The organism is Acidovorax sp. A1169 (assembly GCF_030704685.1).
Lineage (GTDB): Bacteria > Pseudomonadota > Gammaproteobacteria > Burkholderiales > Burkholderiaceae_C > Acidovorax.
This window is the reverse complement of the sequence record NZ_JAUZDX010000006.1, coordinates 34010-60640: the sequence shown is the minus strand read 5'-3', so window position 1 is coordinate 60640 and position 26631 is coordinate 34010. Positions and strand designations below refer to the sequence as shown.

General features: G+C 65.6%; 24 protein-coding genes and 1 pseudogene. 10 read left to right on the top strand and 15 right to left on the bottom strand.

Features of this window, described 5'->3' with window-relative positions:
- Window positions 1-61 precede the first annotated feature (61 nt).
- Window positions 62-907 carry an IclR family transcriptional regulator gene (locus QYL93_RS12095; RefSeq protein ID WP_305743863.1) on the top strand — a complete coding sequence of 282 codons (846 nt, stop codon included), beginning with the start codon at window positions 62-64 and terminating at the stop codon, window positions 905-907.
- Window positions 908-1038: 131 nt separating this feature from the next.
- On the opposite strand, the gene QYL93_RS12090 is transcribed toward QYL93_RS12095, so the two are convergent.
- The 6 genes from QYL93_RS12090 to QYL93_RS12065 form a co-directional block, all read right to left on the bottom strand.
- Complete coding sequence (locus QYL93_RS12090; RefSeq protein WP_305743862.1) at window positions 1039-2118, bottom strand: serine hydrolase; 1080 nt, start codon at window positions 2116-2118, stop codon at window positions 1039-1041.
- Between the two features lie 115 nt (window positions 2119-2233).
- Entirely contained in the window at window positions 2234-3772 is a 1539-nt protein-coding gene (locus QYL93_RS12085; protein WP_057205802.1) for a 2-isopropylmalate synthase, read from the bottom strand.
- A 216-nt stretch (window positions 3773-3988) separates the two neighbouring features.
- Window positions 3989-4822, bottom strand: a complete 834-nt coding sequence (gene pssA, locus QYL93_RS12080; RefSeq protein ID WP_305743861.1) for a CDP-diacylglycerol--serine O-phosphatidyltransferase — start codon at window positions 4820-4822, stop codon at window positions 3989-3991.
- A 276-nt stretch (window positions 4823-5098) separates the two neighbouring features.
- Window positions 5099-6115, bottom strand: a complete 1017-nt coding sequence (gene ilvC / locus QYL93_RS12075) for a ketol-acid reductoisomerase (protein WP_057205799.1) — start codon at window positions 6113-6115, stop codon at window positions 5099-5101.
- Window positions 6116-6178: 63 nt separating this feature from the next.
- Window positions 6179-6670 carry an acetolactate synthase small subunit gene (gene ilvN, locus QYL93_RS12070; protein ID WP_007857867.1) on the bottom strand — a complete coding sequence of 164 codons (492 nt, stop codon included), beginning with the start codon at window positions 6668-6670 and terminating at the stop codon, window positions 6179-6181.
- Window positions 6671-6845: 175 nt separating this feature from the next.
- Window positions 6846-8642 carry an acetolactate synthase 3 catalytic subunit gene (locus QYL93_RS12065; protein ID WP_305743860.1) on the bottom strand — a complete coding sequence of 599 codons (1797 nt, stop codon included), beginning with the start codon at window positions 8640-8642 and terminating at the stop codon, window positions 6846-6848.
- Window positions 8643-8955: 313 nt separating this feature from the next.
- On the opposite strand from QYL93_RS12065, the gene QYL93_RS12060 reads away from it, so the two are divergent.
- The 6 genes from QYL93_RS12060 to QYL93_RS12035 all read left to right on the top strand — a co-directional run bounded on the left by QYL93_RS12060 (window position 8956) and on the right by QYL93_RS12035 (window position 12547).
- Window positions 8956-9525 (top strand): RNA polymerase sigma factor, encoded by a 570-nt coding sequence (locus tag QYL93_RS12060; RefSeq protein ID WP_057205797.1) that lies wholly within the window; start codon window positions 8956-8958, stop codon window positions 9523-9525.
- A complete protein-coding gene (locus tag QYL93_RS12055; protein ID WP_305743859.1) occupies window positions 9522-9977 on the top strand; it encodes a DUF3619 family protein in 456 nt (151 codons plus the stop codon). Before QYL93_RS12060 ends, QYL93_RS12055 begins: the two co-directional genes overlap by 4 nt.
- 20 nt (window positions 9978-9997) lie before the next feature.
- Window positions 9998-10900, top strand: coding sequence for a DUF3106 domain-containing protein (locus QYL93_RS12050; RefSeq protein WP_305743858.1), 903 nt, complete (start codon window positions 9998-10000; stop codon window positions 10898-10900).
- 32 nt (window positions 10901-10932) lie between these two features.
- Window positions 10933-11478 carry an RDD family protein gene (locus QYL93_RS12045; RefSeq protein WP_370876969.1) on the top strand — a complete coding sequence of 182 codons (546 nt, stop codon included), beginning with the start codon at window positions 10933-10935 and terminating at the stop codon, window positions 11476-11478.
- A 78-nt stretch (window positions 11479-11556) separates the two neighbouring features.
- Window positions 11557-11961 carry a diacylglycerol kinase gene (locus tag QYL93_RS12040; protein ID WP_057205793.1) on the top strand — a complete coding sequence of 135 codons (405 nt, stop codon included), beginning with the start codon at window positions 11557-11559 and terminating at the stop codon, window positions 11959-11961.
- Entirely contained in the window at window positions 11954-12547 is a 594-nt protein-coding gene (locus QYL93_RS12035; RefSeq protein WP_305743857.1) for a TIGR00730 family Rossman fold protein, read from the top strand. Before QYL93_RS12040 ends, QYL93_RS12035 begins: the two co-directional genes overlap by 8 nt.
- A gap of 117 nt (window positions 12548-12664) precedes the next feature.
- On the opposite strand, the gene QYL93_RS12030 is transcribed toward QYL93_RS12035, so the two are convergent.
- Together QYL93_RS12030 and QYL93_RS12025 are read right to left on the bottom strand one after the other, a co-directional pair.
- Window positions 12665-13003, bottom strand: coding sequence for a P-II family nitrogen regulator (locus QYL93_RS12030; protein ID WP_015013651.1), 339 nt, complete (start codon window positions 13001-13003; stop codon window positions 12665-12667).
- Window positions 13004-13073: 70 nt separating this feature from the next.
- A complete protein-coding gene (locus QYL93_RS12025) occupies window positions 13074-14738 on the bottom strand; it encodes an NAD+ synthase (RefSeq protein ID WP_305743856.1) in 1665 nt (554 codons plus the stop codon).
- A 107-nt stretch (window positions 14739-14845) separates the two neighbouring features.
- Between QYL93_RS12025 and QYL93_RS12020 the strand changes: the two genes are divergently transcribed.
- The gene (locus QYL93_RS12020) at window positions 14846-16072 is read left to right on the top strand and encodes a GNAT family N-acetyltransferase (protein ID WP_305744056.1); all 1227 of its coding nucleotides are present in this window, start codon (window positions 14846-14848) and stop codon (window positions 16070-16072) included.
- Between the two features lie 15 nt (window positions 16073-16087).
- Here QYL93_RS12020 and QYL93_RS12015 read toward each other — a convergent pair whose 3' ends face one another.
- The gene (locus QYL93_RS12015; protein WP_305743855.1) at window positions 16088-16399 is read right to left on the bottom strand and encodes a hypothetical protein; all 312 of its coding nucleotides are present in this window, start codon (window positions 16397-16399) and stop codon (window positions 16088-16090) included.
- Window positions 16400-16472: 73 nt separating this feature from the next.
- Window positions 16473-17396, bottom strand: a complete 924-nt coding sequence (locus QYL93_RS12010) for a LysR family transcriptional regulator (protein ID WP_305743854.1) — start codon at window positions 17394-17396, stop codon at window positions 16473-16475.
- 118 nt (window positions 17397-17514) lie between these two features.
- Between QYL93_RS12010 and QYL93_RS12005 the strand changes: the two genes are divergently transcribed.
- Window positions 17515-18402 carry an aldo/keto reductase family oxidoreductase gene (locus QYL93_RS12005; RefSeq protein ID WP_305743853.1) on the top strand — a complete coding sequence of 296 codons (888 nt, stop codon included), beginning with the start codon at window positions 17515-17517 and terminating at the stop codon, window positions 18400-18402.
- A gap of 184 nt (window positions 18403-18586) precedes the next feature.
- Here the strand turns inward: QYL93_RS12005 and QYL93_RS12000 are convergent, their stop codons facing one another.
- The 3 genes from QYL93_RS12000 to QYL93_RS11990 form a co-directional block, all read right to left on the bottom strand.
- Window positions 18587-20335, bottom strand: a complete 1749-nt coding sequence (locus tag QYL93_RS12000; RefSeq protein ID WP_305743852.1) for a methyl-accepting chemotaxis protein — start codon at window positions 20333-20335, stop codon at window positions 18587-18589.
- A 136-nt stretch (window positions 20336-20471) separates the two neighbouring features.
- Complete coding sequence (locus QYL93_RS11995; protein WP_305743851.1) at window positions 20472-22253, bottom strand: methyl-accepting chemotaxis protein; 1782 nt, start codon at window positions 22251-22253, stop codon at window positions 20472-20474.
- A gap of 78 nt (window positions 22254-22331) precedes the next feature.
- Complete coding sequence (locus QYL93_RS11990) at window positions 22332-22850, bottom strand: chemotaxis protein CheW (protein WP_305743850.1); 519 nt, start codon at window positions 22848-22850, stop codon at window positions 22332-22334.
- Window positions 22851-23290: 440 nt separating this feature from the next.
- Between QYL93_RS11990 and QYL93_RS11985 the strand changes: the two genes are divergently transcribed.
- Window positions 23291-24103 carry an alpha/beta hydrolase gene (locus QYL93_RS11985; protein WP_305743849.1) on the top strand — a complete coding sequence of 271 codons (813 nt, stop codon included), beginning with the start codon at window positions 23291-23293 and terminating at the stop codon, window positions 24101-24103.
- An 85-nt stretch (window positions 24104-24188) separates the two neighbouring features.
- On the opposite strand, the gene QYL93_RS11980 is transcribed toward QYL93_RS11985, so the two are convergent.
- Window positions 24189-24563, bottom strand: a complete 375-nt coding sequence (locus QYL93_RS11980) for a bacteriocin (RefSeq protein WP_305743848.1) — start codon at window positions 24561-24563, stop codon at window positions 24189-24191.
- A gap of 149 nt (window positions 24564-24712) precedes the next feature.
- Window positions 24713-26530, bottom strand: a pseudogene (locus QYL93_RS11975) (methyl-accepting chemotaxis protein).
- Window positions 26531-26631: the final 101 nt, after the last annotated feature.

The window sequence follows — 26631 nt, the reverse complement described above, 5'->3', positions numbered from 1 at the left end:
AGCGATCAGAGGATGTTGTGGATATCCCTTACTCCACACCATTCCCGCATTCCTGCAGCCCATGAAAAAAATCGACCCTGGTATCCCGATCAAACCCAGCGTCCAGGTACTGGAGCGCATGTTCACGCTGATCGACGTGCTCGCATCGCGTGAGGACGCCATCTCGCTCAAGGAAATCAGCGAGAAGACGGGGCTGCACCCCTCCACAACGCACCGCATCCTCAACGACCTGACCATCGGCCGCTTTGTGGACCGGCCCGAGTCGGGCAGCTACCGGCTGGGCATGCGCCTGCTGGAGCTCGGTAACCTGGTGAAGGCGCGCCTGAGCGTGCGCGATGCGGCGCTGGCGCCCATGCGCAACCTGCACAAGCTGATCCAGCAGCCGGTGAACCTGAGCATGCGCCAGGGCGACGAGATCGTGTACGTGGAGCGCGCCTACAGCGAGCGCTCGGGCATGCAGGTGGTGCGCGCCATCGGCGGCCGTGCGCCGCTGCACCTGACCTCCACCGGCAAGCTCTTCCTGGCGCTGGACGACCCGCAGCGCGTGCGCGCCTATGCCACCCGCACCGGGCTGGCCGGCCATACCCGCAACAGCATCACGCAGTTGCCCGTGCTGGAGCGCGAGCTGGCCAAGGCGCGCCAGTACGGTACTGCCCGCGACAACGAGGAGCTGGAACTGGGCGTGCGCTGCATGGCCGCTGGCGTCTATGACGACCAGGCCAAGCTAGTGGCCGGCCTGTCCATCTCGGCCCCGGCCGACCGGCTGGACGAAGGCTGGATGGCCAAGCTGCAGGCCACTGCGCAGGAGATCTCGCTGGCGCTGGGCTATGTGCAGGCCAAGGCACCCATGCCCGCACTGGCGTCATCGCTGCACGGCAGCGAAGCAGCGCATACGCCTGCCGATTGAAAGCTGCGGCCAACGCGGCTGGACACCAGGCAAAAACAAAACCCCGGGGCTCTCGCCACCGGGGTTTTGTTTTGTGGGGTGGTTGCTGACCGCCTGGCAACCGGTCAAGGCGGGGGGCCGGCAGCGCCTCTTCAGCCGTTGGTGTTGCCGTGCACCACCGTCTTCACGGGGCTGATGGCGGCGGGCATGGATTCGACCCAGTGGCGCACGCGCTCGGCGTCGCCCAGGCGGCTGAACTTGCCGGCCGAGTCCAGGAACACCATGATGACCTTGCGGCCAGCGAACTGGGCCTGCATCACCAGGCAGCGCCCAGCTTCGGAGATGTAGCCGGTCTTTTGCAGGCCGATGTCCCAGGTGGGGTTCTTCACCAGGCCGTTGGTGTTGTTGAACTGCAGGGTGCGCGCGCCCAGGGCCAGCTCATAGCCGGGCGAGGTGGACAGCTCGCGCATGACAGGGTCGCCATGGGCCACATTGACCAGCGTGGCCAGGTCGCGGGCGCTGCTCTGGTTGCGACTGGACAGGCCCGTGGGCTCGACATATTTGGTGTCGGTCATGCCCAGCAGGCGTGCCTTGGCGTTCATCTGCGCCACGAACACGTCCAGGCCGCCAGGGAAGGTGCGGCCCAGGGCGTGGGCTGCGCGGTTCTCGCTGGACATCAGGGCCAGGTGCAGCATTTCGCCGCGGGTCAGCGTGGAGCCCACCGTCAGGCGCGAACGGCTGCCTTTTTCAGTGTCCACATCGTCCTGGGTAATGGTCAGCTGCTCATCCATGGGCAGCTTGGCCTGGGAGATGATGAGGCCGGTCATGAGCTTGGTGAGCGATGCGATCGGCAGAACGGCGTGGTCGTTCTTGCTGAGCAGCACTTCATGGGTGTCCTGGTCGATCACCAGGGCCACGCTGGACTTGAGGTCCAGGGGGTCATTGACTTCGTGCAGGCCGGCCAGTTGGCCAAACGATTGCTTGGCGGGGATGAAGGCCACGCGGGTGGCGGCCTTGGAGGTCTTGGCCGAGACGCGCACCGGCTTGGCGGCAACGGCGGCCTTGCGCGGGCCGGCGGACTTCTTGGCGGTGGCGGATGCCACCTGCTTCTTGGCGGGCGCCTTCTTGCGCTCGTTGGCGTGTGCCATGGGCGAGGCAAGCGCCGCACTCACAACAACAAAGCCCAGAAGCTGGAAAAAACGGTTCATTGCGGTGCTGCGGCCATGGTGCATCAAAGTGCTCCAAAGGGTAAGAAGTGTGGGCCAGTGTACAGAATCAAAAAAAGTCGCGCAAGATCAATACCTTGCGCGACTTTCCAAGAAAGTGAATGAATTATAAATTCAACACTTAACCCTGTGCAGCCACCCGGTCAGCTTTACTTTGTAATTTGTTCAACGCGCTGAGGTAGGCCTTGGCCGATGCGACCACGATATCGGGGTCAGCGCCCACTCCGTTGACCACGCGGCCGCTGTTCTGCAGGCGCACGGTGACCTCGCCCTGGCTCTCGGTGGAGCCGCTGATGGCGTTGACGGAATACAACACCATCTCGGCACCGCTCTTGACGTGGGACTCGATGGCCTTGAGGGACGCGTCCACCGGGCCATTGCCCTCGGACTCGCCGCGCACTTCGTGGCCGTCCACCGTGAAGACGATGCGCGCACGGGGGTGCTCGCCGGTTTCGCTCTGCTGGAACAGCGAGACGAAGCCATACTGCTCCTTCTCGGCGGTCACGCTTTCGTCGCTGACCAAGGCCAGGATGTCCTCGTCGAATATCTCGCTCTTGCGGTCGGCCAGCTCCTTGAAGCGGGTGAAGGCGCTGTTGACCTCGGTCTCGCTCTCCAGGCTCACACCCAGTTCTTGCAGGCGCTGCTTGAAGGCGTTGCGGCCGCTGAGCTTGCCCAGCACGATCTTGTTGGCGCTCCAGCCCACGTCTTCGGCGCGCATGATCTCGTAGGTGTCGCGTGCCTTGAGCACGCCGTCCTGGTGGATGCCGCTGGCGTGGGCGAAGGCGTTGGCGCCGACCACGGCCTTGTTGGGCTGCACCACGAAGCCGGTGGTCTGGCTGACCATGCGGCTGGCCGCAACGATGTGCTTGGCGTCGATGTTCAGGTCCAGGTCGAAGTAGTCGCGGCGCGTCTTGATGGCCATGACGACTTCTTCGAGCGAGCAGTTGCCGGCGCGCTCACCCAGGCCGTTGATGGTGCACTCGACCTGGCGGGCACCGCCGATCTTCACGCCGGCCAGGGAGTTGGCCACGGCCATCCCCAGGTCGTTGTGGCAGTGCACGGACCAGATGGCCTTGTCGCTGTTGGGAATGCGCTCGCGCAGCGTCTTGATGAAGTTGCCGTACAGCTCGGGGATGGCGTAGCCCACGGTGTCGGGCACGTTGATGGTGGTGGCGCCTTCGGCAATCACCGCTTCGAGCACGCGGCACAAAAAGTCCGGGTCGCTGCGGTAGCCGTCTTCGGGGCTGAACTCGATGTCGGCCACGAGGTTGCGCGCAAAGCGCACCGACTGGCGCGCCTGCTCGAGCACCTGCTCGGGCGTCATGCGCAGCTTCTTTTCCATGTGCAGCGCCGAGGTGGCGATGAACGTGTGGATGCGTGCGCTGTTGGCGCCCTTGAGCGCTTCGGCCGCACGCGAGATGTCGCGGTCATTGGCGCGCGAGAGCGAGCAGATGGTCGAGTCCTTGATGGCGTGGGCAATGGCCTGCACGGCCTCGAAGTCGCCGTTGGAGCTGGCCGCAAAACCCGCTTCGATCACATCCACCTTCAGGCGCTCGAGCTGGCGTGCGATGCGCAGCTTCTCGTCCTTGGTCATGGAGGCGCCAGGCGATTGCTCGCCGTCGCGCAAGGTGGTGTCGAAAATGATGAGTTTGTCGGCCATGGGGTTCTCCTGGTATTGATGGTGGGGTGGTCCGCAACGCTGAATTCTGGCGCCCAAAGCAAAAGGCCCGTTGCGGGTGCATACGGGCCTTTGTGGAAAACGTGTGCGCGTGCGCCTACCGTCTCCGCCCGTGGGGAGCTAGCAGTAGGATTGCAATGGCCAACGTGTTCATGCAGTGCAATGTAGCACAAGTGCGGTCAATGCGGCGCCCTGCCGTCATTTGTGCAGGCCGCGCTCGTCGGGCTCGTCGGTGGAGGTGCTGATCACGCTGCTGTGCTGCCCCTTGGCCTTGCGCCAGGCGTATACGCCGTAGCCGCTCAGGCCATACAGCACGAACACGCTGAACAGCATGATGGGCGGCGAGATGTTGATGACGGCGATGCCCAGCGCGATCAGCACGATCACGACGAAGGGCACGCTCTTTTTCATCTGGATGTCCTTGAAGCTGTAGAACGGCACGTTGGTCACCATGGTGAGGCCGGCGTACAGCGTGAAGGCGAACATGATCCAGGTGACCTGGTTCCAGGTGAGCCAGGTGTCCATGCCGCGTTGCACCCCGAGCTCGGTCATGAGCCAGATGAAGCCGGCCACCAGCGCAGCGGCAGCAGGCGACGGCAGGCCCTGGAAGTAGCGCTTGTCGACCACGCCCGTGTTCACGTTGAAGCGCGCCAGGCGCAGCGCGGCGCAGGCGCAGTAGACGAAGGCCGCGATCCAGCCCCAGCGGCCCAGGCCCTTGAGCGACCATTCGTAGGCGATGAGCGCGGGTGCGGCGCCAAAGGACACCATGTCCGACAGCGAATCCATCTGCTCACCGAAGGCGCTTTGCGTGTTGGTCATGCGGGCCACGCGCCCGTCCAGGCTGTCGAGCACCATGGCGCAGAACACGCCCACGGCCGCCAGGTCGAAGCGCCCGTTCATCGCCATCACGATGGAATAGAAGCCCCCGAACAGCGCCGCCAGCGTGAACAGGTTGGGCAGGATGTAGATGCCCTTGCGCCGTTTGCGCACCATCACGCCAGAACCGTCGGCGGAATCCTTGCCGTCATGCATCGAACAAATCTCCATCGCCAGACCAGCCGGCGTGAACAGCCACCAAATTTATAGTAATCGGCACCTGCGCCGCACGGCGCATGGCACCCCCTCCGAGAGAACCGAAGGCGCAGTGTAGCTGCACCGGCAGGCACCCGGACCATGCACCTGTTAACAATTGATTACGCAAGGCCATGCGGCGCGCCGCAGGTGGCATGCCCAGCCCCACTCGGCAACGAAAAAGGCCACCGAAGTGGCCTTTGGGATCGTGTACGCAGGGCGCAGTGGATCGCGAGATCAGTTGCGGGTCTGGTCGACCAGCTTGTTCTTGGCGATCCAGGGCATCATGGCGCGCAGCTTGCCACCCACCACTTCGATGCTGTGGTCGGCGGTGTTGCGTCGGCGGGCCGTCATGCTTGGGTAGTTCAGGCGGCCTTCCTGGATGAACATCTTGGCGTATTCGCCGCTCTGGATGCGCTTCAGGGCATTGCGCATGGCAAGGCGCGACTGCTCGTTGATGACTTCAGGGCCGGTCACGTACTCGCCGTACTCGGCGTTGTTCGAGATCGAGTAGTTCATGTTGGCAATGCCGCCTTCGTAGATCAGGTCCACGATGAGCTTGAGCTCGTGCAGGCATTCGAAGTAGGCCATTTCAGGGGCGTAGCCGGCTTCGACCAGGGTTTCGTAACCCATCTTGATCAGCTCGACGGCGCCGCCGCACAGCACGGCCTGTTCGCCGAACAGGTCGGTCTCGGTTTCTTCCTTGAAGTTGGTCTCGATGATGCCGGCCTTGCCGCCACCATTGGCCATGGCGTACGACAGGGCCAGGTCACGGGCCTTGCCGGACTTGTCCTGGTGCACGGCCACCAGGTGGGGCACGCCGCCGCCCTGGGTGTAGGTGTTGCGCACGGTGTGGCCAGGGGCCTTGGGGGCGACCATCCACACGTCCAGATCGGCGCGGGGCACGACCTGGTTGTAGTGCACGTTGAAGCCGTGGGCGAAGGCCAGCGAAGCGCCTTGCTTGATGTTGGGGGCCACGTTGTTGGTGTAGACCTCGCCGATCTGCTCGTCGGGCAGCAAAATCATGACCACGTCGGCCGCCTTGACTGCGTCGTTGACTTCCATCACGTTCAGGCCGGCCTTGCCGACCTTGTCCCACGAGGCGCCACCCTTGCGCAGGCCGACCACGACCTTCACGCCGCTGTCGTTCAGGTTCTGTGCGTGGGCGTGGCCCTGCGAGCCGTAGCCGATGATGGCAACGGTCTTGCCCTTGATCAGGCTCAGGTCACAGTCTTTGTCGTAGAAAACTTTCATGGGTCGCTCCGGTTGAAATGCGTTGTTTGGGGGGGTGAAATTGGAAAAGCGGGGTGGATTGTCTTACACGCGCAGAATTCGCTCGCCACGGCCAATGCCACTGGCGCCGGTTCGCACGGTTTCCAGGATGGCGGTGCGGTCGATGGCCTGCAGGAAGGCATCGTTCTTGGACTGGTCACCGGTGAGCTCGATGGTGTAGCTCTTTTCGGTCACGTCGATGATGCGGCCGCGGAAGATGTCGGCCATGCGCTTCATCTCCTCGCGCTCCTTGCCTACGGCGCGCACCTTCACCATCATGAGCTCGCGCTCTGTGTAGGCACCCTCGGTGAGGTCGACCACCTTGACCACTTCGATGAGGCGGTTCAGGTGCTTGGTGATCTGCTCGATCACGTCGTCGGAACCCGTGGTCTGGATCGTCATGCGCGAGAGCGATGGATCCTCGGTGGGCGCCACGGTGAGCGATTCGATATTGTAGCCACGGGCAGAGAACAGGCCCACGACGCGCGACAGCGCACCGGGTTCGTTCTCAAGCAAAACGGCAATGATGTGTTTCATGGTGAAGACATTCCTCTTTTCGCTGCCCTCCCCTGCGCACGGTAATGCGCAGGCTCGGCAGACAATAGATTCGTCGAAGTGACGCTATCAGGTTGATAGCAGGAGATTGGCCCGCAGCAGTCGCAATCGCAATTGCCGCTTGCTGCAGGCCGTAGCGGGAGCCGAAGGCCTGTGTTTACAGGTCTTCGGAGCCCAGCAGCATTTCGGTGATGCCCTTGCCGGCCTGCACCATCGGGAACACGTTCTCGGTGGGGTCGGTACGGAAGTCCATAAACACCGTGCGGTCCTTGAGCTTGCGTGCTTCGCGCAGCGCGGGCTCGACGTCCTTGGGGTGCTCGATCAGCATGCCGACGTGGCCATAGGCCTCGGCCAGCTTCACGAAGTTGGGCAGCGCATCCATGTAGCTGTGGCTGTAGCGGCCGGAGTATTCGATCTCCTGCCACTGGCGCACCATGCCCAGGTAGCGGTTGTTCAACGAGCAGATCTTGATCGGCGTGTTGTACTGCAGGCAGGTCGACAGCTCCTGGATGTTCATCTGCACCGAGCCTTCGCCGGTGATGCAGAACACCTCGGCTTGCGGCTTGGCCAGCTTGATGCCCATGGCATAGGGAATGCCCACGCCCATGGTGCCCAGGCCACCGGAGTTGATCCAGCGGCGCGGCTCGTCGAAGCGGTAGTACTGGGCTGCCCACATCTGGTGCTGGCCCACGTCGGACGTGATGTAGGTGTCCACGTCCTTGGTCATGTTCCACAGCGTTTCCACCACGTACTGGGGCTTGATGACGTCGGGACTGCCCATGCTGTACTTCAGGCAGTCGCGCTTGCGCCAGCCTTCGATGGTGTCCCACCAGGCGGCCAGGGCGCCGGCATCGGGGCGGGTGCTGCTCTCGCGGACCATGGAGATCAGCTCGGTGAGCACGTCCTTCACGTCGCCGACGATCGGGATGTCGACCTTCACGCGCTTGGAGATGCTCGACGGATCGATGTCCACGTGGATGATCTTGCGGTCGTTCTGCGCGAAGTGCTTGGGGTTGCCGATCACGCGGTCGTCGAAGCGCGCGCCCACGGCCAGCAGCACGTCGCAGTTCTGCATGGCGTTGTTGGCTTCGATGGTGCCGTGCATGCCCAGCATGCCCAGGAATTTGCGGTCCGAAGCGGGGTAGGCCCCTAGGCCCATCAGCGTGTTGGTGACCGGGTAGCCCAGCATGTCCACCAGCGTGCGCAGCTCGTTGGTGGCATTGCCCAGCAGCACGCCGCCGCCGGTGTAGATGTAGGGGCGCTTGGCGGCCAGCAGCAGCTGCAGCGCCTTGCGGATCTGGCCACTGTGGCCCTTGCGCACGGGGTTGTACGAGCGCATTTCCACGCTCTGGGGGTAGCCGGTGTAGGCCGCCTTCTTGAAGGACACGTCCTTCGGGATATCGACCACCACGGGGCCGGGGCGACCGGTGCGGGCGATGTGGAAGGCCTTCTTGAGCGTGACGGCCAGGTCGCGCGGGTCCTTGACCAGGAAATTGTGCTTGACGATGGGGCGCGTGATGCCGACGGTGTCGCATTCCTGGAAGGCATCGAGCCCGATGGCGGCCGTGGGCACCTGGCCGGAGATGATCACCATGGGGATCGAATCCATGTACGCCGTGGCGATGCCGGTGACGGCATTGGTCAGGCCGGGGCCCGAAGTGACCAGGGCGACGCCCACTTCACCGGTGGCGCGAGCATAGCCGTCGGCGGCGTGCACAGCCGCCTGCTCGTGGCGCACCAGCACGTGCTGGATGGTGTCTTGCTTGTACAGCGCGTCGTAGATGTACAGAACTGCACCGCCGGGGTAGCCCCAGATGAACTCGACATTCTCTGCCTGGAGCGACTTGATGAGGATCTCGGCACCCATGAGGTCCTGAGAGCCGGAAGCGGAGGGGGTGTTGTTGCCCTGCGAAGCAGCGGCTGCCGATGTGAGCTCGGCCTTGGAGATTTCCATGATCAACCTTTGTGAATTTCTCTGACGAAAAACCTTGGGTGCCCCTTGCATGGACTCTTGTGGAGCCAGCTTGGAACTTGAGGCCAAGGACATGGGCGGGATGATTGCCGCGCCGGACCGTGACCCGTTTGCCTTTTGAATTGCAGCCGCGATTATCGCACTGCAACACGTGCAAATGCATGCTGCGTCTAAAAAAACACCAGAGGATGCGATAATCGGTGGCTGGGCTCTTCTCTGGAGGGGTTCTGCACCTGTTGTTGGGGCGCCGCACTGGCGCATGCCCCGCAGCATCCCATTCCCGGGCTGACCCGTCTTGGCAACCGAACAAGAACTCTCCGATTTCCTCAAAAGCGTAGAAAAGCGTGCCTTCAAGCGCTCGGTCTACCACGTCCGCAATGAGGAAGCGGCCCTGGACATCGTGCAGGACAGCATGCTCAAGCTGGCCGAACACTATGGGGACAAGCCGGCGGCCGAGCTGCCCATGCTCTTTCAGCGCATCCTCTCCAACTGCACCCTGGACTGGTTTCGGCGCCAGAAGACACGCAATGCACTGTTTTCGAGCATGAGTGACTTCGAAGGGCCCGGAGAAGATGGCATGGATTTTGATCTGTTGGAGGCGTACTCCGGCCCCGACGACGGGGACAAGGCCGAAAGTGCCGAAGACCTGACCCGAAGGGCCCAGACCTTCCACCAGATAGAGGCCGAGATAGAAGAATTGCCAGCACGTCAACGGGAAGCCTTCCTCATGCGTTACTGGGAAGAAATGGATGTATCAGAAACGGCAGCCGCCATGGGTTGTTCGGAAGGCAGTGTGAAAACGCACTGTTTTCGTGCCATACAAACCCTGAGCAAGGCACTGAAAGCCAAAGGAATAGAACTGTGAACACCGCCCCTACCCTCTCCCAGGAAGCTGCAGCAGAACGTTTTGCCCGCCGCGTATCGGCGCGGCTGACGGATGGCTCGCAGGATCTGCCCTATGACATCTCGGAGCGCCTGCGCGCATCGCGCATGCAGGCACTGGCCCGGCGCAAGGTGCTGGCCCCCGTGCGCGCACCCGCCAGGGCAGCCGCTCCGGTGGTGCTGGCCGGCGGCGCCTCGGCCGCCCTCGGCGGCGGTGGCAGCGAGGGCAACAGCTGGTGGAATGCCCTGGTGTCCGCCGTGCCGCTGATCGCGCTGGTGGTGGGCCTGTTCTTCATCAGCACGGTGCAGGACGAATTTGGCGCCAACGAGGTCGCCGAGGTGGATGCCGCCCTGCTGACCGATGAGTTGCCTCCAGAAGCCTACTCCGACCCGGGATTTGTCCAGTTCCTCAAAACGGCAGCGCAGAATCACTGATTTGGCCCACTGCCCGATGCATGCATAAAGGACTTCCCGACGCCCCCCCACCACTGCCAGCCATCGTGCTGGCTTTGGCGCTTCTGGGCGCGCTGACCGCCTTCGCCGTGACGGTCGTCGTGCAGCAGGTGGGCATGGCGCCAGCCACCTTGCTGCCCTCGGCCGCCACGCGCCCCACCCCTGCGGCGGCAACAGCCCTGCGCCCCGCGGGCGGCGCCACCGCCCTGCCCTCCGAAGGTCTGGCCGAAGTGGCTGCAGGCCCGGGCTGGGAAACACTGAACACCCGGCAAAAGCTCGCGCTCTACCCCCTGGCCGAACGCTGGTCGCTGATCAGCGAGGTGCAAAAGCGCCGCTGGCTGGCGTTGGCGGTGAATTTCCCGGAACTGCCCGAAGAGGAGCAGGCCAAGCTGCACAGCCGCATGACCGAATGGGCCAGCCTGAGCGCTCAGCAGCGCAGCCAGGCCCGCCTGAACTACGCCAGCACCAACCGCCTGGCCCGGGACAACAAGCTCGCCCAGTGGGAGGCCTACCAGGCCTTGACGGCCGAGGAGCGCGACCTGCTGGCAGCCACGGCGCCGCCCAACCCCCAGGGTGCGGCGACCGCGCTGCGCCCTGTGTCCCCACGCAAACTGGTGCAGGTGCCCGCCGCCACGCAGGCCAACCCCCTGCGCCCCAATGCGCCCAAGATTCCCCCGGTGACCGACCACGGCCCGCGCCTGGCGATGCCAATACCCGCCGCCATGCCCGCTGCAGAGGCCTCGGCCTCCAACCCTGCCGGCCCCGTGGTGGTGGAAACAGCCCCCGTGGCCGTGCCCACCGCCGTGCCGGCCGCGCTGCCACCGCTGGCGCCCGCAGGCTCCGACCCGGCTGCCCCCGCAGCACCGCCCAGCGCCGACAATTCCGGCCTGTACCCCAACAACTGACGGCGCCTGCCGCGCCGATCCCGCAGCCCGGAATGCCCGCATCCCCCACCCCCAGCACGCCGCAGGCAGACATGGCGCCCCCGGCCACAGCACCCGCCACCACCCCCAGCCTCATGCGCCGCATGGCCTGCTGGCTGTACGAGGGCATGCTGATGTTCGGCGTGGTCTTCATCGCCGGCTACCTGTTCGGCACCCTGAGCCAGACACGCAATGCCATGGACAACCGCCATGCACTGCAGGCCTTTCTGTTCGTGGTGTTCGGCATCTACTTCACCTGGTTCTGGGCCAAGGGCCAGACCCTGGCCATGAAGACCTGGAACATCCGCATGGTGGACCGTGCCGGCCGCCCCATCAGCCAGCCGCGCGCTCTGCTGCGCTACGTGCTCAGCTGGCTGTGGTTCTTGCCGCCGCTGGCCGCCGTATCGCCCTTCGCGCTCTCGGGCGGGGAGACCACGGTCCTCGTCATCGGCTGGGTGGCCGTCTGGGCCATTCTGGCGCGCTTCCATCCAGAGCGGCAGTTCTGGCACGATGCACTGGCCGGCACCCGCCTGGTGCATTTCGAGCACCGCAAGAAATAGGCTCCTTCGGTGCAGGCTTCTTTGAGCAGGTTCTTAAGCCCACCGTCACAACACTGCGCGAGAATCCCGGTTTTTCTTATGTCCACACCCCAGCCCACTGCCCCCGCCAATCCCCAGAAAGCCCGCACGGGCCTGAACCGCATCTGGCATGCGGCCGGCTACTCGTTCGAAGGCCTGCGCGCCGGCTGGGGTGAAAAGGCCTTTCGCCAGGAGGCCATCGCCGCCATCGTGCTGCTGCCCGCCTCGCTGTGGCTGGGGCGCAGCTGGGTGGAGGTGGCCCTCCTGGCCGGCTCGGTGGTGATCGTGATGATCGTCGAGCTGCTCAACACCGGCATCGAGACCGCCATCGACCGCATCGGGCCTGAATGGCACGATCTGTCCAAGCGCGCCAAGGACATGGGCAGTGCCGCCGTGCTGCTGGCCCTGCTGCTGTGCGCGGGCATCTGGGCAGGGGCCATTTTTCAAAGGATCGCGCATGGCTGAACCGGCTTTTTCCATCTGCGTGTACTGCGGTTCGCGCCCCGGCGAGAACGGGGCCTATGCCGAGGCGGCCACGGCCGTGGGCACATGGATCGGCGCGCATGGCGGGCAACTGGTCTATGGCGGCGGGCGCAGCGGCCTCATGGGCACCGTGGCCGAGGCCACGCGCCAGGCCGGTGGCCGCGTGGTGGGCATCATCCCCCAGGCCCTGGTCGACAAGGAACTGGCCAACCGCCAGTGCGATGAATTGCACATCGTGCAGACCATGCACGAGCGCAAGGCCATGATGGCCGAGCGCAGCGATGCCTTCATCGCCCTGCCCGGCGGCATCGGCACCTTCGAGGAACTGTTCGAGGTCTGGACCTGGCGCCAGCTCGGCTACCACGACAAGCCCCTGGGCCTGCTCAACGTGGCCGGCTACTACGACGGCCTGCTGGCCTTTTTGAACCACAGCGTGGCCAGCGGCTTCATGGGCGAATGGCAGATGGGGCTGCTGCACGCAGGCAGTGATACTCCTGCACTGCTACAGACGCTGGTCGAACAGGCCGGCAGCAATGCGCGCCACATCCCGCTGCGTTCGGTGATCTAGGCCAAAGGCCCGCCAAAACTGGCGTGATGCAAAGCCAGTGCCACCGTGGAACTGGCTTTGCCAAGCCACTGGTGGCGTTCCCCTCAGGGGGATGGCGCGAAGCGACTCAGGGGGAGCCTATACAGCAGCGTCGTCCAGGTCTCCGGTGCGGATGCGCACCGTGCGCTCGACAGCCGTCACAAAGATCTTGCCGTCACCGATCTTGCCGGTGCGCGCCACGTTGACGATGGCGTCCACGCAGCGGTCCACGTCCTCGGACTTGACCACGACCTCGACCTTCACCTTGGGCAGAAAGTCCACCACGTACTCGGCGCCACGGTACAGCTCGGTGTGGCCCTTCTGGCGGCCGAAGCCCTTGACCTCGGTGACGGTCAGGCCCGTCACGCCGCATTCGGCCAGGGCTTCGCGGACTTCTTCGAGCTTGAAGGGCTTGATGACGGCGGTGATCATTTTCATGGCGGGTCTCCTGGAGATGAAAAAAAGGGAACGGCTGCTCGTGGCCTGGGCTCATGCCGTCAGAACTGCCTCAAGCGCGAAAGCTATTGGTGATAGGGTAACGCCAATCCTTGCCGAAGCTGCGGCGCGTGACGCGAATCCCTACGGGCGCCTGCTGGCGCTTGTATTCGTTGATCTTGATGAGCCGGGTCACGCGCTCCACGTCGGCGCGCGCAAAGCCGGCGGCGATGATGGATTCGATGGGCTCGTCGTTCTCCATGTAGCGCGAGACGATGGCGTCCAACACGTCGTAGGGCGGCAGGCTGTCCTGGTCCTTCTGGTCGGGGCGCAGCTCGGCACTCGGCGGGCGGGTGATGATGCGCTCGGGGATGGGGCTGGCGCCCGTGCCATACGGGTCGTGGGCATTGCGCCAGCGGCACAGCGCGAACACGGTGGTCTTGGCCACGTCCTTGATGACGGCGAAACCGCCGGCCATGTCGCCATAGAGCGTGCAGTAGCCGGTGGACATCTCGCTCTTGTTGCCCGTGGTCAGCACGATGGAGCCGAATTTGTTGGAGAGCGCCATGAGCAGCGTGCCTCGGATGCGCGCCTGCAGGTTCTCCTCGGTCGTGTCCTCGGCCAGGCCTGCGAAGTCGCTGGCCAGCGCGGCCTTGAAGGCCTCGAACTGCGGTTGGATGGAAATCTCGTCATAGCGCACGCCCATGCGGGCCGCCATGTCGCGCGCATCGATCCAGCTGATGTCGGCCGTGTAGGGCGAGGGCATCATCACCGCACGCACCTTGTCTGCGCCCAGCGCATCCACGGCGATCGCCAGCACCAGGGCCGAGTCGATGCCACCCGACAGGCCCAGTAGCACGCTGGGGAAGCGGTTCTTGCCCACATAGTCGCGCACGCCCATCACCAGCGCGTCCCACAGATCGGCCTCGGCACTGCGCAGCGGGGCGATGTCACCCTGGACCGCCAGCGGCGTGGTGCCGTTTCCGGCCACCACCTGCACGCAGAACAGTTCTTCCTCGAAGCCCGGCGCACGCGCAGCCACAGCGCCATCGGCACCCAGGGCGAAGGAGCGGCCCTCGAACACCACCTCGTCCTGCCCGCCCACCAGGTGGGCGTAGACCAGGGGCAGCCCCGTTTCGCGCACGCGCTCGCGCATGGTGTCCTCGCGCTCGGCGCTCTTGCCCAGGTGAAAGGGCGAGGCATTGATCACCGCCAGCAGTTGCGCACCGGCGGCAGCCGCGTCACGCGCGGGCGCGGCGAACCAGGCGTCCTCGCAGACCAGCAGGCCCACGCGCAGCCCGCCCACCTCGAACACGCAGGGCGATCGCCCGGCCACGAAGTAGCGCCGTTCGTCGAACACCTGGTAGTTGGGCAGCTCGCGCTTGGCATAGGTCTGCTCCACCACGCCATCGCGCAGCACGCTGGCAGCGTTGAAACAGGCACTGAAAGCCGGGGCATCGGCGCGCGTCGCCTGCGGATGCCCGAGCACGATGGCCAGGCCTTTCAACCCCGCAGTCTCACGGGCCACGGTTTTCACGGCATCATCGCAGGCAGCGATGAAGGCCGGGCGCAGGAACAGGTCCTCCGCCGCGTAGCCGCAGATCGCCAATTCGGGCGTGAGCAGCAACTGCGCACCCTGGGCATGGGCCTGGCGAGCGGCAGCAATGATCTTCTGCGCATTGCCGGGCATGTCGCCCACCACAAAATTGAGCTGCGCTGTGCAAATGGAGAGCGTCATGGAACTGGAGAAGCCCCTTGGGGCCAGGTTGAAGACAACCGCCAATGCAGGCCCGCAACCCGCCGCAGACCGCCATCTGGCAGTGCAATGCAGGCCGCTGGGCACACATGGCTGAGCAATTGCACATTATCGCCCGCGTGCTGGCCTCCCCACAGGAGGTGGACGCCAATGCCTGGAACGGCCTGCTGGCTTTGCAGAGCCACCCCACGCCCTTTTTGCGCCACGAGTACCTCACGGCCTTGCACGAGAGCGGCAGCGCCACGCCCAAGCGCGGCTGGACGCCGCGCTTCATGACGCTGTGGGACGGCGAGGACACGCTGCTGGCCGCCTGCCCGCTGTACCTCAAAAGCCACTCGTACGGCGAATACGTCTTCGACTGGGCCTGGGCCAGCGCCTACGAACAGCACGGCGTGCCCTACTACCCCAAGGCCACCATCGCCGTGCCCTTCACCCCCGTGCCCGGCACCCGCCTGATGGCGCGGGACGACGAGAGCCGCGCATTGCTCGTGCAGGCCGTGTGCCAGTGGTGCGAGAGCCAGGGCGTGTCGTCGGTGCATGTGCTGTTCGCCAGCAATGACGACATCAAGACCAGCGCCGACGAAGGCCTGATGCTGCGCCACACCGTGCAATTCCACTGGAAGAATGAATCGCCGACGGCACCCGAGTCAACGGCATCCCCGGATGGGAGCAACGCAGCACCACCAGCCCGCTACGCCAGCTTCGACGATTTCCTCGCCAGCCTGGCCCAGGACAAGCGCAAGAAGATCCGCCAGGAGCGCCGCCGCGTGGCCGAGGCGGGCGTCACGTTCCGCTGGTCACGCGGCGCCGACATCAGCCCCGCCGATTGGGACTTCTTCTACCGCTGCTACGAGCGCACCTACCTGGAGCACGGCAACCCGCCCTACCTCACGCGCGACTTCTTCGCGCGCATGGCGCAGAACATGCCCGAGGCCTGGCTGCTGTTCATCGCCGAGCGGGATGGCCATCCGATCGCCAGCAGCCTGATCGCGCTGGGTGACTACGGCACGGAGGGGCTCGTGGCGTATGGACGCTACTGGGGCGCGCTGGAGCGCGTGGACTGCCTGCACTTCGAGGCCTGCTATTACCAGCCGCTGCAGTGGTGCATTGAACACGGCGCCCAGCGCTTCGAGGGCGGCGCCCAGGGCGAGCACAAGATGGCCCGTGCCCTGCTGCCCGTGCAGGCCAGCAGTGCCCACTGGATCGCGCACCCGGCCTTTGCCGAAGCGGTGGAGCGCTTTCTTGAACGTGAAGGCCAGGGGGTGGAAGGCTATCTGGAGGAACTGCAGGGGCGCAGTCCGTTCAGGCAGGGGTGAGGTATCTGGCGGATATCAATTGGCGTCGCTGCCCGGGTCAGCATGGTGCGCACCATCGGCATGCCCGTCCGGTTCGGCGGCATCGTGCGCTCCCACACCTGCGACCGAGCCCGCCGCCAAGGACCCGAAAAACCAGCCCAGCAATCCGAGCCCCGTACTGAGGCCAAGCATCACAGCACCTGAAGCAGAGAGCGACCAGTCATGGAAATGCGGGCCGCAGACCATGGCCCCGCCTATCGCGCCAAGCGCCAAACCGCCCCACAGTCCGCGCTCGCGGTAGCGTCGCAGCAAATCAGAGCCGGCGCGCGGGTTGAGCTGGGCTTGCATGGTTGTCCTTGTCACAGCGTTGAGAGGGTTTATCCACGATCCGCGTTGACCAGTCAACATATCGCCAGCCCACTCACGGGTTGGCGACCGCGCCATCTGCGCCCTGCCCCCGCACAAAATCCACAAACGCCCGCAACGGCGCCGGCAGGTACCGCCGCCCGGAGTAGTAGAGAAACGGCCCTGAAAAAGGCCGCGCCCAGTCGCCCAGCACCGGCACCAGCGCCCCGCTGTCGAGATGGGGCTGCAACCAGCCTTCGAACATGTGGATGATGCCGCAGCCAGCAAGCGCCGCTTCCACCGCCAGATCCACACCGCCCGAGATGCGCACGATCAAGGGGCCGGACGGATCCACGACGACCACTTCGCCACCGCGCTCGAACTCCCAGGTGGGCATGGTGCCGCTGGCAAAACGGCCGCGCAGGCAGGCGTGCTGCATGAGGTCGCGCGGGTGTTCGGGCCGGCCACGCGCGGCCAGATAGGCGGGTGCAGCGGCCGTGGCCATGCGCTGCCAGCGCGGGCCGATGGGGAGGGCGATCATGTCCTGCTCCAGCCGCTCGTCATAGCGGATACCGGCGTCGCAGCCCTCGGCGAGGATGTCGACAAAGCTTTCCTCCACCACCACGTCCAGGCGGATGTCGGGGTAGGCCGCGAGGAACGGCGGCACGATGGCGGGCAGCACCAGGCGTGCCGCGCTGGCGGGCACGTTGAGGCGCAGGGTGCCGGCGGGCCGGTCGCGAAAGCCGTTGACCACGTCGAGCGCGGCCTGCACCTCGCCGAGCGCCGGGCCCAGGCGTTCGAGCAGGCGCGCCCCGGCCTCGGTGGGCGCCACGCTGCGTGTCGTGCGGTGCAGCAGGCGCACGCCCAGCCGCGCTTCGAGCCGACGCACCGCCTCGCTCAGGCTCGACGCGCTGACACCGCCCAAGCGTGCCGCCTCGCGGAAACCGCCGCCGCGTGCCACCGAGACAAAGGCGGCCAGATCACCCAACTGCTCGGCCATGGACAGGATCCCTTGATGGATTGTTCGCTGTGCCGCACAGCCTGTGCGCACTCAACCGACTTATCGTACACAGGCTGCGTGCCTACAGTCGATGCATCCCCATTGAAAGGACTCTCCCATGACAGCAATCGACAAGGCCGGCAGCTACCGCCTCGGCCACCGTGATGTGAAGCGCCTGGGCTATGGCGCCATGCAGTTGGCCGGCCCCGGCGTGTTCGGCCCGCCCAAGGACCGTGCCGCGGCCGTGACCGTGCTGCGCGCCGCCGTGGAGAGCGGCGTGGGCCACATCGACACCAGCGACTTCTACGGCCCGCACGTGACCAACCAGATCATCAAGGAGGCACTGCACCCCTACCGCGACGGCCTGACCCTCGTGACCAAGGTGGGCGCAAGGCGCGGCGACGATGCCTCGTGGCTGCCCGCGTTCTCGGCCGCGGAGCTTACGCAGGGCGTGCACGACAACCTGCGCAACCTGGGCCTTCCCGTGCTGGACGTGGTGAACCTGCGTGCCATGTTCAGCGTGCACGGCCCGGCAGAAGGATCGCTGGAGGCGCCGCTCACGGCGCTGGCCGAGCTGCAGCGCCAGGGCCTGATACGCCACATCGGCCTGAGCAACGTGACGGCGCGCCAGGTGCAGGACGGGCGCAGGATCACCCAGATTGCCTGCGTGCAGAACATGTACAACCTGGCCCACCGCGAAGACGAGGCCCTGCTCACGCAGCTGGCCGCCGAAGGCACGGCCTATGTGCCCTTCTTCCCGCTGGGCGGTTTCACGCCGCTGCAGTCGGGCGTGCTGTCGGAAGTGGCGGCCGAACTCGGCGCCACGCCCATGCAGGTGGCGCTGGCCTGGCTGCTGCAGCGCTCACCCAATGTGCTGCTGATTCCGGGTACCTCGTCGGTCACCCACCTGCAGCAGAACCTGGCGGCGGCGCAACTGCAATTGCCTCCCGAGGCAGTGGCACGGCTTGACACCCTGGAACAGCCGGACGCCATACCAGTGCACTGAACCAGCCGTTGATTCTTGACCACGATGGGCCTTGAGCCCCATCAGATGCACCACAACGATTCAACCAACCACCCAAAAAGCACCAAACAAGGGCAACTCACAACCATTTGGCTATCGCGCGCCAAAAGACGCATCACTTTGGTGCAATCGCCGCTCCTGCCAAGCGCAGAACCTGCGCGCCGTCTCAGAAGCTTTCCCACTCATCATCGGACGCCGCCTTGACGGTGGCTCCCGCTGCGGGCGCAGGCGGTTTGGCAGCGGTTTTTGCCACGGTGGGAGTCGGTGCCGCGAGCTTGCGCTGCGCCACCCCGGCGACCGGCTTGCGGGCGGCGGGCGGCGATACCGGGGGAGAAGGGCGCGGGCGAGGTGCGGTGGTGGCCTGAACCGCTGGCGCATCACCCGACAGCTTGAACACCTCCACCGCGCCCACCAGGGCCTGGGCCTGGTGGCTCAGGCTGCCGGCGGCAGCGGCCATTTCCTCGACCAGGGCGGCGTTCTGCTGCGTGACCTGGTCCATCTGCGTGACGGCATCGCCGACCTGGGAGACACCCTGGCTCTGCTCGGTGCTGGCAGCGCTGATCTCGCCCATGATGTCGGTCACACGGCGGATCGAAGCCACCACCTCGGTCATGGTGGCGCCCGCCTTGTCGACCAGCGCAGTGCCCTGCTCGACCCGCTCCACGCTGGCGTGGATCAGGCTCTTGATCTCCTTGGCGGCGTCTGCGCTGCGCCCGGCCAGGCTGCGCACCTCGCTGGCCACCACGGCAAAGCCCCGGCCCTGCTCGCCCGCACGGGCGGCTTCCACCGCCGCATTGAGCGCCAGGATATTGGTCTGGAAGGCAATGCCGTCGATCACGCCGATGATGTCGGAAATCTTCTTGCTGCTGTCGTTGATGCCTTTCATGGTCTCCACCACTTCGGACACCACGTCGCCACCCTGCACGGCCACGGTGGAGGCGCTCATGGCCAACTGGTTGGCCTGGCGCGCGTTGTCGGCGTCCTGGCGCACGGTGGAGCTCAGTTCCTCCATGGAGGCGGCCGTTTGCTGCAGGGCACTGGCCTGCTCCTCGGTGCGGATGGACAGGTCGTGGTTGCCCGAGGCGATTTCCGCGCTGGCCGAGGCCACGCCCTGCGCATTGCCACGCACCCCCGATACCACCTGGGCCAGGTTGTCACGCATGGCCGTCAGGCCGGTGAGCAGGCGCGCGATCTCATCGCGCCCCTGTACCGGAATGGTGACCGTGAGATCGCCGCGGGACACGGAATCGGTGATGTCCACCGCATTGCCCAGCGAGCGCGAGATCTGGCGGATCATCGAGCCCCCGACGAGCACGGCGAGCAACACGCCCGCCACCACAGCCACCGCCACCAGGACCCAGATGGTCTGGTAGCTGGCTGCGGCACGGTCGTATTCCATCTTGGCCTGGTCGAGCTGCACCTGCATGAGCTGGCCCAGCACCTCCTGCAGCGGGTCCATGGCCGGATACAGCTCCTTGGCGGCAAAGGCGGTGAGGGCGGGTACGTCGCCTGCGCGGAACAGGCCCACCAGGGCCTCGGTGGCCGCGTCCGCCTTGGCCTGCAAGGGCTTGAAGCGGTCCACCAGGGTCTTTTCCTCGGGCGCCAGCTTTGTGGCCAGGTAGGCGTTCCAGTTGGTGTCGATGGCCTTGCGCGCATCGGCCACCGATTGCTGGCCCTGCGCGGCGGTCATGCCGCCGTCGCGCACCTTGTGCGCTGCATCGACCACGTTGACCGCGTACATGTCGGCCACGATCTTGATCTGCTTGAGGGGCACCACCCGGTCGTCGTACACCGATTTGAGCCCGGCGTTGGACTGCCCCATGCCCAGCAGACCGGCGCCGCCGACCAGCAGCACGAGGCAGCACAACACCGCCAGAAGCCCCGCCAGGCGGGTGGAAATCTTGAACCGGTTCATGCCCTGTCTCCTGAAGTAACGATCTGTAAGCACAGAATCGCAAGATCCAGGCCAACACACCCCCTCGTTCAAGGCATCTTTACTCTCCCGGTGTGTCATCGCATGAGGGGTGCCTTACGACAACAGAAACTGGGAATCAGAAGCTTTCCCAGTCATCATCCCCACCCCCGGCCGCCTTGGCCGGCGCCTTGGGCGCTGGCGCAGGGCTTGCCGCCGCTGCGGCCTTGGGGGCCGCCAGCCGGCTGGCCGCCGGGGCCTTGGCCGCAGGCCTGGACGCTACTGCCGCGCGCGCAGCCGGCGCCGCCATGGCCACCGGCTTGCGCACCGCGGGGGCCGGTGCGGGGGCCGCGCTACGGTAGTTGCCGCCTCCGCTGCCATCGCCCGCCAGCCTGAACACCGCCACCGCATTGACCAACTCGCCCGCCTGGCTGTTCAGGCTGCTCGCTGCTGCGGCCATCTCTTCCACCAGCGCTGCGTTCTGCTGGGTCGCCTGGTCCATCTGCGTGACCGCTTCTCCCACCTGGCCTACGCCTGCACTCTGCTCGCTGCTGGCCGCGCTGATCTCGCCCATGATGTCGGTCACGCGCCGGATGGCTGCCACCACTTCGGTCATGGTGGCCCCGGCCTTGTCCACCAGCAGGGTGCCTTGTTCCACCCGTTCCACGCTGGCGGTGATCAGGCCCTTGATTTCCTTGGCCGCTTCGGCGCTGCGCCCGGCCAGGCTGCGCACTTCGCTGGCCACCACGGCAAAGCCCCGGCCTTGCTCGCCCGCCCGGGCGGCTTCCACCGCTGCATTCAGGGCCAGGATGTTGGTCTGGAAGGCGATGCCGTCGATGACGCTGATGATGTCGGCGATCTTGCTGCTGCTGGCGTTGATGCCTTTCATGGTCTCGACCACTTCGGCCACCACGTCGCCGCCCTGTACGGCCACCGTGGAGGCGTTCAGCGCCAGCTGGTTGGCCTGGCGCGCGTTGTCTGCGTTCTGGCGCACGGTGGAGCCGAGCTCTTCCATCGAGGCGGCCGTCTCTTCCAGTGCCGAGGCCTGCTGCTCGGTGCGCGCCGACAGGTCGTTGTTGCCCGAGGCAATCTGCGCGCTGGCCGACGCCACGCTTTCGGAGTTGATGCGCACCGTGGTCACGGTGCTCACCAGGCTTTGCTGCATGCGCTGCAGGGCGCTGAGCAGCTGCCCGGTTTCGTCCTGGGACGTCACGGCGATGTCGACGCTCAGGTCGCCGGCGGCCACGCGGTCGGCAGCCTCCACTGCCTGGGCCAGGGGCCGCGTGATGGAGCGGATGAGCCACACCGCCGCCAAGACTGCCAGCAGGATCGCGAACGCGGCTGCAGCCCACATCACGAAACGCGCATTGAGGTAGATCGAAGCGGCGCTGGCGCTAGCGGCCCTGGCACCAGCGCCGTTCAATGCCGCGAGTTTCTTCAGGGTATCAATCGACTCCATGTACCACTTGCGCGATTCGCCCTGCAAGAACGCAAAAGCCTGCTCGCTCTCGTTCTTGCGCGACAGCTCCAGCAGCTTTACGGCAGACTCGCCATAACCCTTGCGCGCCTGGACATAGGTTTCATACAGCTTGCGTTCCGCATCGCTGGCGATCAAGCCTTCGTAGGCGGCCTCTGTCGTCTTGATCTCGGCGCGCATACCCTCCATCGCTTTTTCCACCTGACCCTTGGCCGAAGGGTCCTGGGTGGTCAGATGCTGGAACTCATTGAGCCGCGCTTCTGCCAGTTGGGCGTCGAGCCGATTCACCAGCTCGACACTGGGCAGCCAATTTTCGGTGATGTCCGACGTACTGCCATAAATCGCGGTCAGTTGCGACAGCGCTGTGACGATGACTGCGAGCAACAACAGCACAAGGGCGCCAAAGGTGCCCGCCATGCGAGTCGATATCCTGAGATTGTTCATGGTGTCGTTTCCAGAAAATACCTGACCGGTCCACAGGGTACCATTCCACTGCCGACTCCTGCGCCGCCTGGCTTTGCATCAGGTCGCCGCAGCCTTCACCAGCCCGATGTCGGCACTGCCGAGCAGGGCCTCGATGTCCATCAGGACCAACATACGCTCGCCCAGGCTGGCAATGCCGGTGATGAAGGCAGGGTCCAGGTGGCCCTGGGGCTCGAACTGCGGCACGGGCTTGATGAGATCCGGGGTCAGGGTGACCACGTCGGCCACGGCATCCACCACCGCCCCGACCAGCAGGGACCCCAGGTCCAGGATGATGACCACCGTGAAATCGGTATAGCTCGCCTCGGGGCAGTGCAGCTTCATGCGCAGGTCCAGGATGGGCACGATGCGCCCGCGCAGGTCGATCACTCCCTTGATGAAGTCGGGCGAATGGGCCAGGCGGGTAGGCCGCTCGTACGAGCGGATCTCCTGCACGCGCAGGATGTCGATGCCGTATTCCTCCACGCCCAGGCGAAAGCTGAGGTATTCCCCAGCCGGGCCTGCAGAGACATTGCGCGAAGGGGCGCCTGGTGGGGATGCTGCGAAGGGTTCGGTCATGGATCACTCATTTCGGTCTGGAGGGGGGCGTGCGCAACCGATTCGAGCGACGGTCGCTCCACGGATGCAGGCATGCTGCAAAGCATAGCAGCGATTGTTGCAATTTGATACAAATAGACCCCGTGCGTGCCTGTCTTCTTCTGGTTTCACAATGGCCGTTACCCGCCTCATTGGAGAGCTGCCTCCATTCGCGGCAAGGTCTCTGGTGCAAAAAAAATGTTACCGTTGCCATAGGACCCTCTGCACCAATCCCTGCGCCTCTTGGTGGTCCGGCGTCGGGCGGTCCGCTGCGGTGCTTTTCTTGCCAATAGCCGGGGTTGTTGGCGGCCAGAAGTCGCCTTGCGTTCCGTCCCGATCCGTACCGACACCGCCCGGCGAGCTGGGTACCGAGGATCCCTAGCACCACCAGGCTGTTGTCTGGTGCCCCACGGAATGACCTGATGCCGCTGTTCACAAGGAAAGAGACAAACCCCCACCACATGCCCGCACCCGGCCTGCCCTTGCTGGCGCTGGAGCTGCGTGCGCCCTGGGAATTCGGGGCCGTGCTGCCCGCCTGGCCGGTACTGCAGCGCGCCCCCCGAGGGGACGGGCATTCCGTCATCGTCTTTCCCGGGCTCACGGCCGGGGACGCCACCACGGCGCCACTGCGCCGCTACCTGGAATCGCGCAGCTATGACACCCAGGGCTGGGGTCAGGGCCTGAACCTGGGTCCGCGCGAAGGCGTGCTGGACAACGCCAAGCAGCAGTTGCAGCAGGCCGCGCAGCGCAGTGGCGACAAGGTGAGCCTGGTGGGCTGGAGCCTGGGCGGCATCTATGCCCGCGAGCTGGCCAAGGAACTGCCCGACCTGGTGCGTTGCGTGGTGACACTGGGCACGCCCTTTGCCGGGCCCCACACCTCCACCAATGCCTGGCGCATCTACCAGTTCGCCAGCGGCCGCAGCATCGAGCGCGAGACCGAGAACTACAACCTTCCCGAGGCCCCGCCCGTGCCCACCACCAGCATCTACTCGCGCAGCGATGGCGTGGTGGCCTGGCGCGGCAGCCTGCAGGCCCCCGCCCCGCACAACCCGCACACCGAGAACATCGAGGTGGTGGCCAGCCATTTCGGCATGGGGCTGAACCCGAGCGCCTGGTGGGTTGTGGCCGACCGGCTGGCACAGCCACAGGTGCCGGGAGCCGCGTGGCAAGCCTTCAAACGCCCTGCCCTGCCGGGGCTGCAGCTCGTGTTTCCGGATCCGCACCGGCCACGCTGACGCAAGGCACGCTGGGCAGCTCGAATGATGCAATGCAATGACCCGCCTTAGCGCGTTATTTCATTGTCGATCGGGAGCATGGTGCTCAGCGATTGAGGTCTTCGTGCCCGGTTTCCCCAGTGCGCACGACTTCGTGCTCCCCGGAATCGGGAATGGTCTTGCTGGGTTCATCCGGCGTGGCGATTGAGCCCGCAGCGGCACCGCCAACAGCACCCGCCAATACACCCAGCGTTCCTCCGACGACCACGCCCACCGGCCCGCCAACGACCGCGCCGACCGCAGCCCCTGCCGCTGCGCCGGCCACGACACCGCCGCCCACGAGGGCCGACTGGGACTCACGCTCTTTCTCGGCATCCGACAACGGCAACTGTGCTGCAGGATCGGGGTCTTGCGATGGAATGCCATGGCCGGGGCGCGCCTGCTCGGCGAGGTCCTTGTCCAGGGTGAGGGAGGGGATCATGGGCTTCTCCTTGGAAGTGAAGGGATTGTCAAGCGGCACCGCTCGGGTACCGCTCGCTGTCCTTCCGTTGTAAGCCCCACGCGCTGCGCGTGGCGACGTCTGTCAGGCCGCAGCACTGTCAGACGAGGCGCTTGATCCCGATCAAGCGCTTAGAAGCTCTCCCAGTCATCATCCCCACCTCCGGCCGCCTTGGCCGGCGCCTTTGGCGCTGGCGCAGGGCTTGCCGCCGGTGCGGCCTTGGGCGCCAGGGGGCCCTTGGGCGCCGCCAGTCGGCTGGCCACCGGGGCGTTGACCGCCGGCGTGGACGTGACTGCCGCGCGCGGGGCCGGCGCTGGCTTGCGAGCCGTTGGCGCCGGTGCCGGTGCGCGGTAGTTGCCAGCACCGCTGACATCGCCCGCCAGCCGGAACACCGCCACCGCGTTCACCAGTTCGCCCGCCTGGCTGTTCAGGCTGCTCGCTGCTGCGGCCATCTCTTCCACCAGCGCTGCGTTCTGCTGGGTGGCCTGGTCGATCTGCGTGACCGCTTCTCCCACCTGGCCCACCCCTGCGCTTTGTTCGCTGCTGGCGGCGCTGATCTCGCCCATGATGTCCGTGACGCGCCGGATGGCGGCCACCACTTCGGTCATGGTGGCCCCGGCCTTGTCCACCAGTTGCGTGCCTTGCTCCACACGCTCGACGCTGGCGGTGATCAGGCCCTTGATTTCCTTGGCCGCTTCGGCGCTGCGCCCGGCCAGGCTGCGCACTTCGCTGGCCACCACGGCAAAGCCCCGGCCTTGCTCGCCGGCCCGGGCAGCTTCCACCGCTGCATTCAGGGCCAGGATGTTGGTCTGGAAGGCGATGCCGTCGATGACGCTGATGATGTCCGCGATCTTGCTGCTGCTGGCGTTGATGCCTTTCATGGCCTCGACCACTTCGGCCACCACGTCGCCGCCCTGTACGGCCACGGTGGACGCACTCAGCGCCAGCTGGTTGGCCTGGCGTGCGTTGTCTGCGTTCTGGCGCACGGTGGAGCCCAGTTCTTCCATCGATGCGGCTGTCTCTTCCAGTGCCGAGGCCTGCTGCTCGGTGCGCGCCGACAGGTCGTTGTTGCCCGAGGCAATCTGTGCGCTGGCCGAGGCTACGCTTTAGGCGTTGCCGCGCACGCCGGTGACCACGCGGGCCAGGTTGGCGCGCATGTCCTCCAGCGCCGACAGCAACTGGCCCATTTCATCCTTGCCATGCGCCGGCATGGCCGCCGTGAGATCGCCTTCGGCAATGGCGCGCGCAGCGCTCACCGCCTTTCTTGCGGGGCGAGTGACCAAGCGCGTGATCGACACGCCCAGCACGACCGCAAGCGCCACACAGGCTGCCAGCGTGCCCAGCACCCAGACCCGGGCTGCCTGGAAGACCGGCTGCACCTCGGCCTGCTCCTTGTCGGCCTGCGCGGAATTGATTTTCTGCAATTCGCTCAGGGTTTCGGCAGCGGCCACGAAGGCGGTTTCGGATTCACCGGCAAACAGCCCCGACAAGGCATCGGCGCTCAACGCCAGGGTGTCGTTGGTGCTGAAGTCCACCGCCTTGGCGACATCCACCAGGTTGGCCTGGAGCTTGTAGTACACGGCCTTGCGCGTGCGAAAGGTCTGGAAGGCCTCACGCTCCTCACCGGCAGTGACCAGCGGTTCGTACTGCGCCTCCACACGCTCCAGGTCTTTGGCAAGCGCGTTCATCTGCTCAGCAAAGGCCCGGACTTCGGCGGTGCTGCGCGCGGTGATCATGCCGGCCTCGGAGCGCCGCATGCGGTTCATCAACACCCTGAGCTCGCCCGTGTAGCCCCCGCTGGGCAGCAGGTTGCTGGCGATCTCCTGTGCGTTGTGGTGGATGCGTGACAGCTGGAAAAACGAGACCGCGCCCAGCAAGGCCGTGAGCAGCACCAGGGCAAAGAACCCGATCCCCAGCTTGAGCCCGATACTCACGTCGGAAATCTTCATATCATCCCTTGGCCACGGCCATTCGTGCCAGGGCGGGCGCAGGATTGCGCACCGACACCCTGGCTTTGCGCAGTCTAGCAACGGCCGGGGCACTGCACAGT

Bases quoted from the DNA above. Each gene is read 5' to 3' on its own strand.
- QYL93_RS12030 (WP_015013651.1), bottom strand. From the start codon at position 13,003: ATGAAAATGATCACCGCCGTCATCAAGCCCTTCAAGCTCGAAGAAGTC.
- ilvC (WP_057205799.1), bottom strand. From the start codon at position 6,115: ATGAAAGTTTTCTACGACAAAGACTGTGACCTGAGCCTGATCAAGGGC.
- QYL93_RS12050 (WP_305743858.1), top strand. From the start codon at position 9,998: ATGCATAAAGGACTTCCCGACGCCCCCCCACCACTGCCAGCCATCGTG.
- QYL93_RS11985 (WP_305743849.1), top strand. From the start codon at position 23,291: ATGCCGCTGTTCACAAGGAAAGAGACAAACCCCCACCACATGCCCGCA.
- QYL93_RS12090 (WP_305743862.1), bottom strand. From the start codon at position 2,118: ATGCACCATGGCCGCAGCACCGCAATGAACCGTTTTTTCCAGCTTCTG.
- QYL93_RS12020 (WP_305744056.1), top strand. From the start codon at position 14,846: ATGGCTGAGCAATTGCACATTATCGCCCGCGTGCTGGCCTCCCCACAG.
- QYL93_RS12085 (WP_057205802.1), bottom strand. From the start codon at position 3,772: ATGGCCGACAAACTCATCATTTTCGACACCACCTTGCGCGACGGCGAG.
- pssA (WP_305743861.1), bottom strand. From the start codon at position 4,822: ATGCATGACGGCAAGGATTCCGCCGACGGTTCTGGCGTGATGGTGCGC.
- QYL93_RS12025 (WP_305743856.1), bottom strand. From the start codon at position 14,738: ATGACGCTCTCCATTTGCACAGCGCAGCTCAATTTTGTGGTGGGCGAC.
- QYL93_RS12010 (WP_305743854.1), bottom strand. From the start codon at position 17,396: ATGGCCGAGCAGTTGGGTGATCTGGCCGCCTTTGTCTCGGTGGCACGC.
- QYL93_RS11990 (WP_305743850.1), bottom strand. From the start codon at position 22,850: ATGACCGAACCCTTCGCAGCATCCCCACCAGGCGCCCCTTCGCGCAAT.
- QYL93_RS11980 (WP_305743848.1), bottom strand. From the start codon at position 24,563: ATGATCCCCTCCCTCACCCTGGACAAGGACCTCGCCGAGCAGGCGCGC.
- QYL93_RS11995 (WP_305743851.1), bottom strand. From the start codon at position 22,253: ATGAACAATCTCAGGATATCGACTCGCATGGCGGGCACCTTTGGCGCC.
- QYL93_RS12045 (WP_370876969.1), top strand. From the start codon at position 10,933: ATGCCCGCATCCCCCACCCCCAGCACGCCGCAGGCAGACATGGCGCCC.
- QYL93_RS12005 (WP_305743853.1), top strand. From the start codon at position 17,515: ATGACAGCAATCGACAAGGCCGGCAGCTACCGCCTCGGCCACCGTGAT.
- QYL93_RS12065 (WP_305743860.1), bottom strand. From the start codon at position 8,642: ATGGAAATCTCCAAGGCCGAGCTCACATCGGCAGCCGCTGCTTCGCAG.
- QYL93_RS12000 (WP_305743852.1), bottom strand. From the start codon at position 20,335: ATGAACCGGTTCAAGATTTCCACCCGCCTGGCGGGGCTTCTGGCGGTG.
- QYL93_RS12035 (WP_305743857.1), top strand. From the start codon at position 11,954: ATGGCTGAACCGGCTTTTTCCATCTGCGTGTACTGCGGTTCGCGCCCC.
- ilvN (WP_007857867.1), bottom strand. From the start codon at position 6,670: ATGAAACACATCATTGCCGTTTTGCTTGAGAACGAACCCGGTGCGCTG.
- QYL93_RS12015 (WP_305743855.1), bottom strand. From the start codon at position 16,399: ATGCAAGCCCAGCTCAACCCGCGCGCCGGCTCTGATTTGCTGCGACGC.
- QYL93_RS12040 (WP_057205793.1), top strand. From the start codon at position 11,557: ATGTCCACACCCCAGCCCACTGCCCCCGCCAATCCCCAGAAAGCCCGC.
- QYL93_RS12095 (WP_305743863.1), top strand. From the start codon at position 62: ATGAAAAAAATCGACCCTGGTATCCCGATCAAACCCAGCGTCCAGGTA.